This is a genomic window from Breznakia sp. PF5-3 (assembly GCF_029504745.1).
Taxonomy (GTDB): Bacteria; Bacillota_I; Bacilli_A; order Erysipelotrichales; family Erysipelotrichaceae; genus Breznakia.
Genome location: NZ_JAQFIQ010000002.1, coordinates 1 through 16,297, shown reverse-complemented (window position 1 = coordinate 16,297; position 16,297 = coordinate 1). Strand labels below are relative to the sequence as shown.

Sequence of the window (16,297 nt, the reverse complement as noted above, 5' to 3'; positions counted from 1 at the left end):
CTTACACCGTTTTATTAAATGCCAAACATGCAGCACCGATAAGTCCACTATCTTCACTTAAATCAGATTTTACCACTTTTACTAAATTACCAAGTCCCTTATATACTTTCGCTTGTGTGCGTTTTTCAACATCCTCCACAAAGCCATCTATTTTTAATGCTACACTTCCACCTAAAATGAAAATTTCAGGGTCAATTAAAGCAAAAATAGCTGCTAATGTATTCGCTAAGTAATCTTTAGCATCTTCCATAATTGCTTTTGCTTTTGAATTCCCTGCCTCTGCAAGATCATTTACTTCTCCTGCATGCTTTACATCCAAGCCTGCAGCTTTTGCACGAGCTGTAATTGCCGTACCACTTGAAATCGCTTCAATTCCACCTGGCATAATACTTCCATGACTTGGTCCATCTTTCCACATAATCATATTCGCAATCTCATTTGCATAACCATGTGCCCCTTGATAAATTTGCTTATCAATAACCAACCCAGAACCTAGTCCTGTTGAAACCGTCAAAAACTGTACATATCGTAAATCTTTTCCATGACCAACCATAGCCTCAGCCAAAGCCGCTAAATTTGCATCATTTTCTAAAAAGGAAGGTAATCCTGTTGCTTTCGTCATTTCTTCTACAATTCTATAATTACGCCATCCACCTTTTAAGTTTGGTGTATCTAAAACTACTCCATGTAGCAAATCCAAAGGTCCTGGACATGAAACTCCAATCCCAACAATTTCTTTATCAAATAATTGAATTGCATCATTAATTTTCTTTAACGTCACTTCAGGATTTTCAACATCCGTATCAAATTGTATTCTTTCCACCAATTTGTAATTTTCATCAATTAAAGCAACCCTTGTATTTGTTCCTCCAATGTCTATACCAACAGCATATTTCATAAACGTGTCTCCTTTAACCTATTATATATATTAAAACATATATTCCATCATTTTGAAAAACTATTTTTATCCTTTATACATCTATATATATTATCTGCTATCTCAATCATCCCATAATTGCTTGGATGAAGTAGGTCACTGGATAAATTTTCTACCCTTAATAAGTCCTGATCACCTATATAAAAAAGCCTAGGTGATGCAAATGATGTTACTAAATCTCGATAAGCCATCCGATATTCATCTGCTGTATTTAAAAGCTCTTCTCCCTCTTTCATAATTCCATAATCACCATAAAAAGGTAAAATACCAACACAGTAAATATTTGCTTCAGGTTGATTTAAAAGCGTCTGCTTTAAAAGATAAGTCACCCTCTCTTTAAATTCCTCTACACTATATCCATTAGTTAACATATTTACAGACAACTCATAAACTATTATCTGATAAGTATTTGATGATACTAAAAAATCACATACCTCTCGCTCACAAAAAGCATGTCCACTTAAAGCATAATTATATAAATCAAAGCCTAGCCTTCTAGATAATATCGATGCATATGATAAATCTGGTGAAGTTGCATTGCATCCTTGAGAAATACTACTTCCATATACTAACATTTTTTGAGTTGGTATTTCTTCTGGTAACGGCAGACGATATTTTCCAAATATATGTTTTACATATAAACCTTCACCCAAAAGAACAATTCTAATTACTTGATTATGAAACCTATGTGGTTTATGTAATACAGAAGGAATTTGTATTGTTTGTGTTCGAAATACTTTTTGTGGACCTACATGAATACTCACCTCTTTATTAAAAATAATTTCTTCAGGTGCTGCATAATCCCCATAAAAAACTAAACATTTCGCTTGTGTCCAACAAAATAAAGAACCTATTGTAATACAACAATCACTCAAAGGATAAAGACGTATTTCACCACCAATCATTTGGTATGCTACTTCATGATTAATAGATGTATTAATCCTTTGTGGATAGCGACTCATAATCATCCGTCCACGAATATCTACTAAATCATGAACTCCATGTAAGTCTAAATCTTTATATTCCATGAAATCTCCTATTCAATAATATGTATATTTTTTCTTTTTCTTACTTCCTTAGGCAAAATATCAGTATATATTTCACATTCATCAATATCAAAAGCTTTACCAGAGAAGACATTATAAAACTTACTCTCATCTGCTAATACAATATAACGTAGGGATTGTTTTTTTACTTGTCTTTCATAAATTGCTTGTTCTATTGTTGGAAAAGTAATTCCATATTTCGAATCAATCCCACCACATCCAACAAATGCAATATCAAAGTTCATTGTTTTTATCATTTCTTTTGCTAATGAATCAAAACAAGCTAATGATGTTTTTGTTATAGAACCACCAATTTTAATCACATTGTAGTCAAACTCTTGAAAAGGCGTAAAGTTTACAAAATTGGTAACTAAAGTTACTTCTTTATTGATAAACTGTAACATCTCCATCACCGTCGTAGATGAATCTAAATATACAACATCTCCATTCTTTATTAATGAAGCTGCATATTTCGCCAAACGTACCTTATTGTCCATATTTTGAATCTTCTTAGTCGCAAAGGCATCTTCATAACTACTTTTCTTTAATCGAACATCACCACCATGAAATAAAATAATCTTATTTTCTGATTCCAAAAATTTCAAATCACGACGAATTGTCGATGCACTTACTTTTGGAAACACTTTTAAAAATTGTTCTATTGTATAAACATCGTTCTTTAAAAGAATATCCAAAATCTTTGCTTGTCTCTCATATGCCAACATGGTATGTCCTCCATTTAAAATCCGTTCTTCTCTGTTACTTCTTTAAACCAATATCCTGATTTTTTAATTGATCGCTTTTGGGTTTTTAAATCAATACCAATAAAACCATAACGATTTTTATATGCATTGTTCCAAGACCAACAATCAAAGCCAGTCCAAGCATGATAACCAAAACAATCACTTCCTTCTGCAATTGCTTTGTGTAACCAAGTGAGATGTTCCTTATAAAAATCTATACGATAATCGTCTTCAATCTCACCTTGTTCATTTCTATAATTCTCTTCACCCTCAACACCCATTCCATTCTCTGACATAAACCATGGAGTATTGGGATATTTTTCCTTCATCATAATCGCTATATCGTATACTGCCTTAGGATATATCTCCCACCCTCGATATGGATTGATGCGTTTTTCAGGCCAATCATATTCTTCAAAGTATAAATCTGGCATCCACTGTGTTATTTCTTTTGGCAAAGCGTGTTTTCTTGCCATCACACGCTTTGGATGATAATAATTCACACCCAAAAAATTTACCGTATTTTCTTTGATAATATGTTCATCATCTGTTTCACTTTTCCACAAGACACCGTCTTTTCTTAATTTTTTTACTAACGCTTCAGGAAACTTTCCATTAATTGCAGTTTCCACAAATACATTATTAAAGAAATCATCAACAAATTGACTTGCTTCTTGATCTGCCTTATCATCGCTTGCTGGATATGCAGGGGTCAAATTTAAAATCGTACAAATCTTCCCGCCATTAGCCGCTGCTTTACTCTCTTTAAAAGCCTGAATAGTTTTTGCTGTCGCTAACACTTCATGATACATAATCTGTACCGCTTTTTTTCCTTCTCCTTTTTTATTTGGATAATGGAAACCATACATGTAGCCAGCTTCAGGAACTACCATTGGCTCATTAAACACAGCCCAATATTTTACCCGATCACCAAACAATGCAAATGCTTGTTTTGCATACAAAACAAATAAATCAATGGTTTCTCTACTTAGCCAACCATCATATTTTTGCTGCAACTCAATTGGCATATCAAAATGGTATAAATTAATCACTGGTTCTATACCAGCTGCAATAAAACTATCAATAACATTATCATAAAACTTTTTTGCTGTTTTATCAATCTCCCCAGTTTCCAAATCCTTAATCAGCCTTGACCATTGAATACTTGTACGGAAAGAATTCATTCCAATTTCTTTCATCAATTTAATATCATCTTGATATGTATGATAAAAATCACTTGCTATATCTGGTCCTACACCATTAAAGAAATCTTCCTTCTTGGTTTCATACCAATAATCCATTATATTTTTATGTGCTTTCCCATAAAATCCCTCTGTTTGCGGACCTGATGTAGCTGCACCCCACCAAAAATTATTTGGAAATTTATATTCTTTCATTATTTTCTCCTATTTTATTGTTATATCTTCGTCAATATCTTTATAATCAAACCTTTGTTCTTGCACCGTTTGGTTATAAAATAATGCTGATTTTTTTAATCTGCGCTTGCGATCGTGTTCTAAATCTACTTCAATCAAACCATAACGATTTTTAAAAGCATTTAAAGGTGAACAATTATCCATTCCTGCAAACAACCAATATCCTACACAATTACATCCTTCATCAATCGCTTTAAAAAGCCATGCTAAATGTTCTTTAATATATTCAATTCGATAATCGTCTTGAATAACACCATCTTCATCCTTATATAACTGTTCATTTTCAACACCCATTCCCGATTCAGCAACAATCCATTCGATATTGCCATACTCATTTTTAATTCGCATTGCTGCATCATAAAGAGCTTTCGGATAAATCTCCCATCCTCGGTATGGATTCATTCGCTTTCCTGGCATTTCCCATTCACTGTAATACTTCTTAAAATGAAAATTATTATCATTCCATGCATACTCTGCTTCTTTCACTCTTAATGGTTGATAATAGTTCAACCCTAAAATATCAATCGTATTATTTTTAATGATATTGAAATCTTCTTCCTCATAATCAAACATACAACCTTCTTTTTCTAAAATTGTTAACAATTGTTTTGGATACTCCCCTTTAATTGCTGTATCCATAAAAGCTCCCCAATAAAAAGAATCAGCAATATCTTTTGCCTTTTTATCTTCAGGATTATCAGAAGAACGCTCATAAATAAAAGCTGGATTTATAATAATTCCAATCTTTCCACCTAAGTTCATTTGGTGGTATAAAGAAACAACTTTTGCACTCGCTAAAATCTTTCCATGAATCCAATTCATAGCTCTTTTCACATTATTTCCATAAGGCCACCAAAACCCATCCATGAAACATAATTGCGGAATAACAATTGGTTCATTAAATGTGAAAAAGTGTTTTACTAAATGCCCGTATCGCTTAAATATTTCTTCTGCATATTTCACAAACATAGAAATAACTTTTCGTGATGCATACCCATCATAATGTTCATAATAATATGCTGGCAATTCCCAATGCTCCAAACAGAGGATGGGTTCAATATCATTATCTATATAACATTGAATTACCTTTTCATAATGTGCTGCTTCCTCCTCATTTACTTCTCCTGTTTCAAAATCTTTGATAAACCTTGACCAATCTGGATTAAATCGAACTTGTTGACAACCACTTGCCTTCAGCAATTTTATATCTTCTTCATAATGCGTATAATGCTCTGATGCCCGTGTTGGCCCATATCCTTGAAACCAACGTTCTGGGTGAGCACGATACATCAAATCTGGAAAATGTTCATGTCCCTCCAGTTTATTCATGCCACCTTCCACTTGCCAAGCTGGCATATTTGCGCCTAATTTAAACCCTTTTGGAATTGTATATCTCATTTCTAACTTCCCCCACTTTTTTATTGACTGTTGTTTTTGTTGCTATATCATGCAATGCCGATTTCCCCAATAGTATAAATACAATATCGATAAACAGAAGAATCCATAAACCATCTGATATCAAGCTACTATTTCCAGCAATTACTAGCGCAAGTAAATAAGAAACAACACCGCAAGGATTGATGATACATAACTTTATAAATCCTCTAATCACGATATTCTTTACTGTGAAAGGCACTATTTCTGTTTTTAAAATCCGTTTTGAAATCGTTTGCCCACCAAATAACAAAGGAATACATATTTCATACAGAATTAAAGATATACCATAAATTAATATAAATGATGGTTGCTTCATAATCTGTGCAAAAATATCCGCATACCCTTGTAAATTGCCACTAAAAGCTGTGTGTTTTTCAATTACAAAAAAGTAAAATAAAATCATGATATACATCAATAAATACCAAATGACATAATCTATCAAAAAACCTAAAGCTCGTGTTGTTTTCGTGTTTTCCATCATTGCTTCCTTTCTGCCATCTGTATCATAATATTTGCTAAATCACGAATTGTGATAGCATTCATAAAATGATCCTGTGCATGTACCATCAATATTCCTACCTTTGAATCTTTACCTTGCATTTCATCAAATAGAAGGCTTGTTTGAATTTCATGAGCTTTCCCCAATTCTTTTCCTGCTTCATCAATTTTATTCTTTACCATTTCGACATCATTATTTTCAACAAACGCATTCATTGCTTCAATAACGGTTGCTTTAGCATTACCTGCATGTAAAATAATCGTCATTGCTTGTTCTACTATTTCTTCATTCATAATTACTCTCCTATATTTTAAAAATAGGATCAGGATTACAAATCCTGAATCCTATTTAATCTTTATAATATACTAAGCTGTCTCGGCAGAAGGCTCTGCTTGCTGTTCGTTTTTATATTGTGCATTACCCGCAATAACAAACGGAATATAAATCACAACATTAATCGCAATACATAGCAACTGATATACTCCTCCCATAATTGATCCAGTACCAACTAAACCACCGAAGAATGCTGGCATTGTCCATGGAACAACATAGCGGAATACTGGCATTAATCCAATTTCAATTAAAAGCATTCCTAACACTGTATTAATCATTGGATTTAAAACATATGGAATTAACAATAATGGGTTTAGCACGATTGGAATACCGAATGCCAATGGTTCTTGTACATTAAAGATCATCGCTGGTAAACCAACTTTTGATATTGCACGCCAGTCATCTCTTTTTGATGCAATGAAGATTGCGATAGGTAGAGCAATAACATGACATAGTCCTGCTTCAAAAAATCCATTTGAGAAAATATAAGAAGCTTCCCCTGCTTGGTTTGCCAACTGTGCTGGCATATAAACTAAGTTTTGAATCACTGCTGTTACATTGTGTCCATGAATACCAAACCACCAGAAGAACCATACTAAGAATTGGTAAATCAATGAGAAACCTAATCCTTGTGAGAATCCCATTAAAGGCGCTTGTAATGCCGCATATAAGATATCATTTAATGCTGGTTCCCCAATCCAAGTTAATATCGATTGGAATAAAGTAACAACAAACAAAACGACAACAACTGGAATTAATACTGCAAACGAATTCGCTACTGCAGGAGGTACACTCTCTGGCATCTTAATCTTAATCTTTTCGTTTTTCGTCAATTTACAATAGAACCATACCACAAAGGTTGTAGCAATAATTGCCGTCAACACTGCTGAACTTCCAAAATAAGAAGTTGAGAAAGCATCAATGATATCTCCTGATTCACCAATTACTTTTGCTGGTGTAATTAATAAATATGATACTAATGCAAGTGCTGCAGCAATAAATGGTTCTTCATTTTTCCACATTTTTGCTAAACGATATCCAAATGTAAGAACCAATAACAATGAGAAGATTCCAAATGTTACTGTTACAACTGCACCACACATAGATTGAAGATTTCTACATATTTCCACAAATCCTGAATTCAAATACGCTTCTCCTTCAAGTCCTGTAAATACTTTTCCTAAGTTTAATCCTAATTCTCCTAAAATTGTTCCTTCTGGCTCAAATATTACCCAGTTGAAGATTCCAAAAAATGATCCTCCAACAATAAATGGGATAAGTGAACTAAAAGAATCACGCATTGCTAACAAATATTTATTACTTGATACAATGTTAGCCAATGGCATTAATAATTTTTCTAACTTGTTAATAAAACCTTGCATAATTTCATCCCCCTTGATTTTACTTACTTAATCTTTACTTATTAATCAGCTCTAATGCCTGATTTAATACTGCTTCACCATTGATTGTTCCATAATCACGCATATTGATTAAAGCTACTGGAGATATCCCAGCTGCCATTTTTTCAACATTTGGCATCATATGGCGAATTTGTGGTCCCACCAGAATACAGTCAACCTTTGAATTATTTAATGTTTCTTCCAGTACTTCGACTGAATATGCATCGATATCAGCGTCGATTCCTTTTGCTTCAGCACTCTTTAACATTTTTTGAACCAACACAGATGTTGACATACCTGCATTACATACCAAGACAATTTTCATAAGACCATGTCTCCTTTCTGATTTCATGATAGCACTTACATCAAAGATAAGTAAACATTATTTATGCAAATAATTTCATTTCTTTCCATGATTTTTAATAATTCGTATAAACCTTTTATTCAAGGGGTTTTTATTGATTTGAACAACTAAATTAACCGCTTTCAAAAGAAATTTTATTCATGAATATTGATTATATTTGAAAATAAATGAAAATTATATGTACACGAAAAAAGGATTTTATTGTCTTTTTTTCAAGCTGTGTTAATAATGATATTAAATCAATGAAAAGGAGAAGTATAATGCAAAAATTAAAATTTCCAGATGGCTTTCTGTGGGGAGGTGCATCTTGGGCAACCGGATTTGAAGGAGCAAGAGATATCGATGGAAAAGCTCCTGATGTATGGGATGATTGGTATTGTAGAGAACCTGAGCGATTTTACGATCAAATTGGACCTACTGACACTTTGGATATGTATCACCGCTACAAAGAATACGTACAACTACTGAAAAAGTTAAACATTAATTCTTTTCGTTTTAGTATCAGTTGGGCTCGTTTCATACCTGATGGGAAAGGAGAAGTAAATCCAAAAGCGGTAACTTTTTACCAAAACCTAATCAATGAATTAAAAGATAACGATATTGAACCTATTATTTGTTTATGGCATTTCGATCTACCTTTATGTATGCAAAATATAGGTGGATGGACAAGTCGTGAAGTAGTTAATTATTTTATTTCATATGCAAACCAAGTATTCTTTCACTTTGGAAAACAAATAAAATATTTTATGGTATTGAATGAGGTAGGAGTATTACCACAAGGAGGATACCTCTATGATTTTCAACCACCTAATGAAATCGACTTCAAAAAATCCATCCAAGCTGGTTACTATTTATTATTGGCACAAGCAAAAACAATCGAACTATATCATAAAAATAAATATCCAGGAGAAATAGGAACAATTCTTAATCCAAACCCTGTATATCCTAGAAGTGAAGATCCAAAGGATGTAGAAGCTGCTAAATTTGTCGATATGATTAGGGAAAGATTTTACCTTGATGTCTCTGTAAAAGGAATCATTCCAGATGATTTTATAGAATTCGTTCATAAATATGATTTAACACCTGACATTACAGAAGATGATATAAAAACTTTCAAACACAATACCGTTGATTTATTAGGTGTTAATTATTATCAACCTTGTCGTGTACAGGCACCAGATGATAATTGGGAAAAAGAAACAATTCAATTTTACCCCGAAAATGATCGACAAAAATTATCAGAAAAACGTCCTAAGAAGGGGCAATTAATGCCAGAAAAGTTTTATAAAATCTATGATAAACCTGATAAAAAAATGAATTTTTCTAGAGGTTGGGAAATATATCCTAAAGGCATTTACGATACTTTGATGCGTTTAAAAAATGAGTATGGTAACATCAAATGCTTCATCGGTGAAAATGGTATGGGAGTCGAAAACGAGGAACAATTCATGGATATTAATAATCAAGTGCAAGACAACTATCGTATAGATTTTTATAAGGAACATCTTACTTGGTTGCACAAAGCTATTGAAGAAGGTAGCAATTGTGTGGGATATCATGTATGGTCGATATTCGATAACTGGTCCCCTATTAATGCTTTTAAAAACCGTTATGGATTTTATCTCTATGATCTAAAAGATAAATCAATGAAAATTAAAAAGTCAGGATTATGGTTCCAAAAACTTTGTGATAGCAATTCATTATAAAAGGTAGATGTTAATCATCTACCTTTTTCCTTCCATTGTTACCATCCATTCCATCTTTCCACTTATCTTTATTGTTTGTATTCCTTTAGGAATTATAAAACTTTCTCCATAACGTAAAGAATGCATGTTAACTTCTCCTTCACCACGAATAATAGTTACCAACATATATTCATCGACAACCAATTCACCATCATCATGAAAAATATATTTTTGAATTTTAAAACTTTCATTATTGATATATGTTGTACATTCATATATGTTTCCCGTTTCAACAACTGGTAATTCTTGTTGGATTTCATCTTCTGCAAAATACCGTATACTTTCCATTGCATCCGTTAAATGCAACTCTCGTTTTATTCCTTCTTTATTCACTCGATCATAATCATAAAATCGATATGTTATATCTGTTGCCTCTTGAACTTCATAAGTAATAACACCCTTTTGCATTGCATGAAGCATACCTGCAGGTACATACACAAAGTCATCTTGTTTCACTGGAATTCGCCTTATCAACTGATTCCATTGTTTCTTATCAACCATCTCTTTTAACTGTGCTCTATCTTGTGCACAATTTCCAAATACCAAATCTGCACCTACCTCAGCCTCAATAAAATACCATGCTTCATTTTTACCAGATAACAACCCTTTCTTTTGTGCATAACCTTTATCCGGATGAACTTGAATACTTAAATTATCCTCTGGACCAACCAAGCCTATTATAAAAGGAAAGTATGTATAGCGGCTATGAAAATATTCAGGATAACGATTCCATACTTCTTGTAAATTCAACCCTTTATGCATTCCTCCAACAATTTCATTTGCATTATTTTCTTGACCACTAAAAGACCAAGATTGTCCAATACCATCTGGATATGTACAATAACGAAAATATCTTTTTAGTTTTGTATTACCCCAAATCGCTTTTCTAGGAATTGGTTTTGTAATCATAATATCCATCTTATAGCCCCCGCAATTCTTTCATTATCTCTTTGTAAGATGCTTCTTTATTAAACAATGAGCTTGTTCCTAAAATGAAACCATCTACTCCCAGATTACTTAATATTTTTATCTTTTCTGGAGACATAGCCCCATCGACAACTATTTTAAAATCCTTTTCTTTTTTTAAAGAAAGCAAATGTTTAATTTTAGATAACATAAAATCAATAAACTCTTGACCTACAAATCCTGGATTAACCGTCATCACCATTACATAATCCACTAAATTCAACATTTCATGAATTGTTTCAATACTAGTATCTGGATTAACTGCAATTCCTGTTAACTTTCCTTTTGCTTTAATATAGCCAAGCGTTTTTATAACATAACGTTCAGATTCTGGATGAATATAAATAAGATCTGCACCTGCATCAATAAATAAATCAATTTTCGATGATGGATTTTCAATCATCAGATGTACATCTATTAATTTATTTGTATATTTACGAATTGTTTTAATATCCATAAGTCCCATTGTCATATTAGGAACAAAACAACCATCCATTACATCGCAGTGAAATATATCAATCCCTGCTTCATCCAAACAAATAACCTCATCCTTTAATACTCCATAATCCGCACACATCATACTAGGACATAATAATTTTTCCATATATGTATCACCTCACAATCTCATATTATCATTTATGTTTATATTATTCAATATATAGATATATACCTTTTATTTAATTGATATATTTATTAACTCAAAATGATGTTTTACAGATATAAGTATGATATACTGTTTTCAGAGGTGAAAGTATGCCAAAATATATTGATATCGTTGATGATTTAAGAGATAAGATTATCCATGGGGATTATAAAAACCTAGAAAGAATTCCAGATGAAAAAACATTGTGCAAGTATTATGATGCCAGCAAATTAACAATAAAAAAAGCTGTTGATATTCTTGTGCGAGAAGGACTTTTAGCTAAAAAACAGGGTTCTGGAACATATATTAACCCTTTATCGTCCTTACATCCCTTATTAAATGTAGACGACCTCACAAAACCATCTTCGTTAACCCACTCACATGAAGGTCATAAAGCAACAGCAAAAATTTTGGAATTTGATATTATCAAAGCAAATGAAACAATAGCTAAATCTTTATTAATTAAAGTTGATGACTTCGTATATAAAGTATATCGCGTTCGTTATATTGATAATCTTCCTAACAGCATTGAAGAAGTTTATATGCCAATCTCCGTAATTCATGGACTTACCAAAGATAATATTACCAATTCTATTTATGATTACATTGTAAATGACCTAAAGTTAAAACCTAAAAGCTTTCACAAATATATATATTCCAGACCTTGTAACTCTATTGAAGAAACGGAACTAAAAATCAATAAAACAGACCCTGTTACCGTCGTAGAACAAATAGCATTTCTAGATAATGGTGTTCCTTACGAATATTCGTTAGTTTCACATAACTATAAAGATTTCAAATATAAAACCGTCGTTGTATTATAAAGGATCACTGTCCATTACAGTGACCCTTTATTTTATTTTTTACTACTTTTGTTTTTTGTCAGTAACTTCCATCCCTTTTTCGTAATGAACATAAAGGATAACACCATCGTTACAATCCATAACCATCCTGTTTGTGTATCTCCAGTCTCTATTACTTTGTCCATTCCTTTTGGTTCTTTTTTGGTTTTTTCATTTATGACATTTCCATATAAATCATCAGAACTTTTCGGAACAATCTTTACGTTCACACTAATTGGATTTACTGCTACCAATTGATCTAGAAGCCGATATTCTGCAAAGAATGTCAATTGATAATTACCACCAAGTTCTGGTACTTCACGAATGTTCTGTAACTCTCTTTTATTTATTCTTACGCTCAATGGTGCATTTGTTGCTGCCATACGCTTCACTATATTATTCTTCATTTCTGGTTGTAATAACATAGCTTTTACATTCGCTTTTTCACTCACCATCGTTTCATCAGCATTTTTAGCTTCATCATATGTTAATCTGAAGTCATTTGCTGTAATTACTAGGTAGTTACCATCTGGTGTAGGTTGTGGGATTGGCACTTCACTACCACTTACCACTACATTGATCACCCTTGTGACAATGTTACCATCATCTTCTACTCTTAACGCTAATTGATATATTTTTCCATTACTGTTTGTTTTTTGTATTTCAGCTAGTTTATCTTTGTCTACATAAACTTTATCTGTGATATCTTGTGAACCAATTACCTGTTGATTATCGTCATGCAGTACTTTAAAAGCTTTCACATCTGCATGGTTAGAGTCTAATATGGTAGCCTCATCCAATGACTCTACACTTGTATAATCAATGATAAATCCTTTCGCACTAATATAAGCTAAACTTGTTGGATCTGGAATATCTCCTTGATGAATAACTGCAACGGATGTAGTCTTTTTGGTTGTTCGGTTGTCTTCGTTTGTTGTTGCATATTTAACTATATATATCCCAATATTGTTGAATTGTAAGTCTCCATCTGGTCCATCAATTACTTCACTACTTATATCTAGCTCAATCCATACTGGCTCACCACCAATTTTTTCACTAGCTTTTTGATATCTCGCAAAAGCATTTACTTCTACCTTATTCATAATATCAGGGTCATTTAAAGCATACGTTTGTGGATTCGTATTCAATTCAGGTAAACCATTAACTCTGATTTTCTGTTTTGCCTCTCCTACATTTCCATATTTATCTTTTACTTCGTATACAACCTGATATGTTCCTACGATCTTAAACTTGCTATCTTCAAGTGGCATCTGGTGAGTTACTTTGGTGTTATCATCATCTAATACTAGTAATTGATTGTTTGCATCTTCCGCTGTAACCCCTTCAAACATATCATATACATCACCTACATATACCGCTTTATTTACAACCTTTACAATTGGTTTAACCAATGTGTGCTCTACACCTACCTGAATACTCATCTCTATCGTTGTTGTATCATAGGTTGAAGATAAGTTCAGAGGATAGCTCACTTTGTCATTTCCAACATTCTTAATTGCTTCCAATTGTATAGGATCGGCAGTAACATTAATTTGCTGATTTGTTTCTAATACATAAGCTTGTGCTCCTGCAAGGTTGAGCAACTTACTTTCTGTTATTTTCTTCGCATCTGCATTTGGTAAAGTTATATCATTCGCTTTCAATACGACACCATTTTCAAATTTAATACTTTTACCACTAACTACTACTTCTACTTCTTTCGTTTCAACCATTTTGTTATCACTCACGCTGAAACTTAATTTGTATACACCTCCTTCAGCTGACGCTTTCTTTATATCAACTAATGATCCAACAACTACCTTTGCTGTTATATCATCCAGTTTGATAACATTTCCTTTATCATCATTTTCAAAATACATTGCTTGTGCCTGTGCTTTTTCAAGCACAGCTGCTTCATCTAAGTCAACTAGTTCATCTTGACTTACATGGAAATTATACACATCCAACTTGATTCCTTTATCCACATCAGTAGGTAGAGGATCATTCTTTGTAATAATGACATTCACTTTCTTTGTAACATTTCTTCCATCAATAAGTTCTACTTCGTATGTAACCTCGTATGTTCCTACTTTACTGAAATCTTGACTAGGTCCATTACTTGTATAGTTAATTTCATCAATTTTTGTCTTGATTGATGGTTCTCCAGCAACATCTGCTGCTTTATAGTAATATGCACTTGCTGCTGCTTTAATTTGATCTGCAACATCCTTATCCTTCAGTGTATATACTTGTGGATTCACTTCAATTACTGGTACATCATGTACCTTTACAGTTCTTATCTTTTCACTTGTATTTCCATATTTATCCATAATTGCATAGGTAATTTTATAGGTTCCTGATGTATTAAACTTATCACTATCTAATGGTATTTGATGTGTTGTTTCTATATTCTTATCAGGATGCTCTGGATCTGTAATGAAATGAATTGTATCATCATTAGCATCTTTGGCACTTACATCATGTAGTACTTCAAACTTATCACCTACATAATGCTCACAATCATCTGCTGTGATATCTGGGCCTATCAATGTATGATTCACCCTTACATCTTTTTCGATACTTACTGTTTTATTATTATGAGTTGCAGTATATGTTAATTTAAATGTCTGTGCATCATTAGTAACATTATGAATGGCATCCAATTGATCGGTATCAATTGAAATATTATTTAACATTTGTCTTGTTTCTAATTCATAGGCTTTCGCATTTGCTAATTCTAAAGCTTTCTCTTTTACCAATATTCTAGCCAATACATTTGCAATTGAGAAATCATTTGCTTCAATCACTAAGCCATCTGTTACCACAATACTATTACCACTAACTACGACTTCTACTTCTTTCGTTTCAGTGATACCTTCACTTGTTACATGGAAACTCAATTTATATACATTACCCTCTCCTGGCGCTTGTTTTATCTCATCAAGAGATCCTGCCCTCACCATCTTGGTGATATCCTCCAGCTTCTTTACACCTTCGTCATCTTGTTCAAAGTACATTGCTTGTGCTTGCGCTTTTTTAAGTACGGTTGCTTCATCTAAGTTAGCTAATTCATCTTGACTCACATGGAAGTTATACACATCCAATTTGATTCCTTTATCCACATCAGTAGGTAAAGGCTCATTCTTCGTAATGATAACTTCTACTTTCTTACTTGCTTTACGCCCATCTACATTTTCCACTTTATAGGTAATCTCATAAGTTCCTACTTCACTGAAATCTTGACTAGGTCCGCTAATTTCATAGCTGATTTCATCAATTTTTGTTTTGATAGGAGCATCCCCAACAGCATCATCTGCTTTATTGTAGTATGCATTTGCTGCTGCTGTAATTTGTCCAGCAATATCTTCATCTTTTAATGAATATACTTGTGGATTTGTTTCAATCACTGGCATAGCATGTACTTTTACCAATCTTGTCTTTTCTGTTGTATTACCATATTTATCAGTAATTGCATATTTGATTTCATAAGTTCCTGCTGTTTTATACTCACCATTTTCTAATGGTATTTGATGTTCCACTTCAGTATTTTTATTTGGTGTTACCAAAATAAGATCAATAGCATCATTATTTACATCTTTAGCACTTACATCATGTAGTACTTCAAACTTATCACCCACATAATGTTCACAATCATTTGCTGTAATTACTGGTCCTACTAATGAATGATTTACATTTACATTCTTTTCAATACTTACTGTCTTTCCATCTTGTGTTGCAGTATAAGTTAACTTAAATGTTTGTGCATCATTAGCAACCGCATGAATGGCATCCAATTGATCTGTATCAACTGTAACATCTGAAATAGTTTGTTTTGTTTCTAACACATATGCCTTTACCTTTGCTAAGTCAATGGCTTCTGCACTACTCACCACTCTAGCTTCTGCA

Annotated in this window: 14 protein-coding genes; 2 read left to right on the top strand and 12 right to left on the bottom strand. The window is 32.8% G+C overall.

Annotated elements, in window-relative coordinates:
- Position 1 precedes the first annotated feature (1 nt).
- From M2475_RS00665 to M2475_RS00625, 9 genes are all read right to left on the bottom strand, one after another.
- Positions 2-898: an ROK family protein gene (locus M2475_RS00665; protein ID WP_277488910.1), complete on the bottom strand. Its 897-nt coding sequence runs from the start codon at positions 896-898 to the stop codon at positions 2-4.
- A 47-nt stretch (positions 899-945) separates the two neighbouring features.
- On the bottom strand, positions 946-1,965 hold the full coding sequence (locus tag M2475_RS00660; RefSeq protein ID WP_277488908.1) for an SGNH/GDSL hydrolase family protein: 1,020 nt from the start codon (positions 1,963-1,965) through the stop codon (positions 946-948).
- Between the two features lie 8 nt (positions 1,966-1,973).
- A complete protein-coding gene (locus M2475_RS00655) occupies positions 1,974-2,708 on the bottom strand; it encodes a DeoR/GlpR family DNA-binding transcription regulator (protein WP_277488906.1) in 735 nt (244 codons plus the stop codon).
- Positions 2,709-2,722: 14 nt separating this feature from the next.
- On the bottom strand, positions 2,723-4,123 hold the full coding sequence (locus M2475_RS00650; RefSeq protein WP_277488905.1) for a glycoside hydrolase family 1 protein: 1,401 nt from the start codon (positions 4,121-4,123) through the stop codon (positions 2,723-2,725).
- Positions 4,124-4,132: 9 nt separating this feature from the next.
- Entirely contained in the window at positions 4,133-5,560 is a 1,428-nt protein-coding gene (locus M2475_RS00645) for a glycoside hydrolase family 1 protein (protein WP_277488902.1), read from the bottom strand.
- Positions 5,532-6,077: an RDD family protein gene (locus tag M2475_RS00640; protein WP_277488900.1), complete on the bottom strand. Its 546-nt coding sequence runs from the start codon at positions 6,075-6,077 to the stop codon at positions 5,532-5,534. The genes M2475_RS00645 and M2475_RS00640 overlap by 29 nt, the downstream gene beginning before the upstream one ends.
- A complete protein-coding gene (locus M2475_RS00635) occupies positions 6,077-6,391 on the bottom strand; it encodes a PTS lactose/cellobiose transporter subunit IIA (RefSeq protein WP_277488897.1) in 315 nt (104 codons plus the stop codon). The genes M2475_RS00640 and M2475_RS00635 overlap by 1 nt, the downstream gene beginning before the upstream one ends.
- A 72-nt stretch (positions 6,392-6,463) precedes the next feature.
- Positions 6,464-7,813, bottom strand: a complete 1,350-nt coding sequence (locus M2475_RS00630) for a PTS transporter subunit EIIC (protein WP_277488895.1) — start codon at positions 7,811-7,813, stop codon at positions 6,464-6,466.
- A 34-nt stretch (positions 7,814-7,847) separates the two neighbouring features.
- Positions 7,848-8,156 (bottom strand): PTS sugar transporter subunit IIB, encoded by a 309-nt coding sequence (locus M2475_RS00625; RefSeq protein ID WP_277488893.1) that lies wholly within the window; start codon positions 8,154-8,156, stop codon positions 7,848-7,850.
- A 299-nt stretch (positions 8,157-8,455) separates the two neighbouring features.
- Here M2475_RS00625 and M2475_RS00620 point away from each other — a divergent pair, with 299 nt between their 5' ends.
- Positions 8,456-9,901, top strand: coding sequence for a glycoside hydrolase family 1 protein (locus M2475_RS00620; RefSeq protein ID WP_277488891.1), 1,446 nt, complete (start codon positions 8,456-8,458; stop codon positions 9,899-9,901).
- Positions 9,902-9,919: 18 nt separating this feature from the next.
- Here the strand turns inward: M2475_RS00620 and M2475_RS00615 are convergent, their stop codons facing one another.
- Entirely contained in the window at positions 9,920-10,858 is a 939-nt protein-coding gene (locus tag M2475_RS00615; protein WP_277488888.1) for a type I phosphomannose isomerase catalytic subunit, read from the bottom strand.
- A 1-nt stretch (position 10,859) separates the two neighbouring features.
- Entirely contained in the window at positions 10,860-11,510 is a 651-nt protein-coding gene (gene rpe, locus M2475_RS00610) for a ribulose-phosphate 3-epimerase (protein WP_277488886.1), read from the bottom strand.
- A gap of 149 nt (positions 11,511-11,659) precedes the next feature.
- Between rpe and M2475_RS00605 the strand changes: the two genes are divergently transcribed.
- Positions 11,660-12,373 (top strand): GntR family transcriptional regulator, encoded by a 714-nt coding sequence (locus M2475_RS00605; protein WP_277488884.1) that lies wholly within the window; start codon positions 11,660-11,662, stop codon positions 12,371-12,373.
- 32 nt (positions 12,374-12,405) lie between these two features.
- Here the strand turns inward: M2475_RS00605 and M2475_RS00600 are convergent.
- Positions 12,406-16,297 (bottom strand): immunoglobulin-like domain-containing protein (locus M2475_RS00600; protein WP_277488882.1); only part of this gene is annotated, 3,892 nt, incomplete at its 5' end.